We start from the raw sequence: 1,820 nt of genomic DNA on the forward strand, positions 1-1,820 counted from the left end.
GATTTATTCAATGCTTTAGCCACCCATCTCCAACTCACTTGGAATTATGAAGAATCGGCAACACAGGCTAAGGATGACCAGCTAGAAATAATCGCTCCCGATCCTGCGGATTTACAAATTTTATTAGAGTTAGTACGCGATGGCTTAATCAAAAAAGTGACGCAGGTGGCAAAGGAAATCGAGCAAAAGGATGCTCGCTATCAACCTTTTATCCAAACAATTCTGCAATTGGCTAAGAAGTTTCAGTCAGAGCAGATCGAAAAATTCATTCAAAGCCATCTCAGATCTAACTAAGTAGCTAAAATAGGACTTACGTTATGCTAATTTTACTGACTTTTGGGTAGATGTGGCGCGGGCTTTGCCCGCGCCACATCTACCCAATGCGTATGAGAAGCTAACTAATTAATAAGTAATTATGTCATGGGAACTAACCGAGCTAAGCAAATAGATCCAAGTAAATCAGATAGAACGCAGAACCGTCGATCGCTTCCCTTAAGATTAATATTAGTCGCGCCCTTTGCCTTACAAATATTTGCGGCGGTTGGGATAACAGGATGGCTATCTTTAAGCAATGGACAAAAAGCCGTCAATGGAGTTGCCAGCCAATTGCGCGTGGAATTATCGCAGCGAATTGAGGAAAAACTAAAAACCTATACAGAAATTCCCCATGCCATCAACCGCCTCAATGCCTCTGGCTTTACCAGAGGGATAATTGATGTGAGTGGAGCCAAAGGTGAATCACAAATGTGGGAGCAAATGCAGATTTATCCAGATATTGGCGAAGTTCTATGTGGTGATGAAAATGGGAACTTTCTTGGTGTTGATAGGCTTTCAGAAAAAGATCGTTCTAAGTTGTCTCTAGCCTTTAGCAATTCGTCAACTAAATTCATCTTTCAATATGTCACTTTAGATTTCGAGGGTAATCGTACCGAGCAGGTTGATTTTGGCAAAAAAATCTACGATCCTCGGGTTCGACCTTGGTACAAAGCAGCAAAGGCGGCGGGGCAAAATGTCTGGAGCGAGATTTACCTGCATTTCACGCTCCTATCCCCAATGATCACGGCTAGTGTGCCTGTCTATAGCCCAACTGATAAATCCTTAATTGGGGTTTGTGCTACCAATCTCTATTTGTCTCAAGAACTATCAAAGTTTCTGCAAGGTTTGAATATTGGCAAAACAGGCAAAGTATTTATTGTGGAGCGCTCGGGTAAATTAGTGGCAACTTCTGCTCAGGAACCTATGTTCAAGGGTACAGGAGATAATACTACGCGTTTAGCAGCGGTAGATAGCCCTAATCCCATTATTAGCGCTACGGCTCAGTTTTTGGGCGATCGCTTTCCCAGCCTGAACCAGATCGAGCAATTTGATTTTAGTCCGCAAGGCAAGAAGGAATATATCCAAGTAGTGCCATTTAAGAACTTGAATCTAGACTGGCTGATTGTGATTGCCATTCCCGAATCTGATTTCATGGAGCAGATTAATGCCAATACCAATACCACGATTATGTTGTGTATAGGAGCCTTAGCCCTAGCGGCAATCTCTGGCTTCTATACATCCCGTTGGATTTCCCAACCCATTACAAGACTGAATCATGCCTCCGAAGAAATCACGAAAGGAAATCTCGACCAACAGATCCAACCAGAAGCGATTCGCGAATTGGATAAACTGGGGCAAACCTTCAATGAGATGAGCAACCAACTCCAAGCCTCTTTTCATACTTTAGCTCAGGCCAACATTCAACTGGAACAACGGGTAGAAGAACGTACTGCCGAGCTGGTCGAAGCTATGAAGAAAGCGGATAATGCCAACCAAGCCAAAAG

General features: G+C 43.2%; 1 protein-coding gene and 1 pseudogene. Both read left to right on the top strand.

Annotated features, from left to right (window positions below; genetic code table 11):
* A pseudogene (locus AC805_RS26120) lies at positions 1-294 on the top strand (hybrid sensor histidine kinase/response regulator); the annotation flags it as partial.
* Positions 295-420: 126 nt separating this feature from the next.
* Positions 421-1,820 (top strand): cache domain-containing protein (locus AC805_RS07215; RefSeq protein ID WP_156341335.1); only part of this gene is annotated, 1,400 nt, incomplete at its 3' end.

Origin of the sequence: Pseudanabaena sp. 'Roaring Creek', assembly GCF_001402795.1 — a bacterium.
GTDB lineage: Bacteria > Cyanobacteriota > Cyanobacteriia > Pseudanabaenales > Pseudanabaenaceae > Pseudanabaena.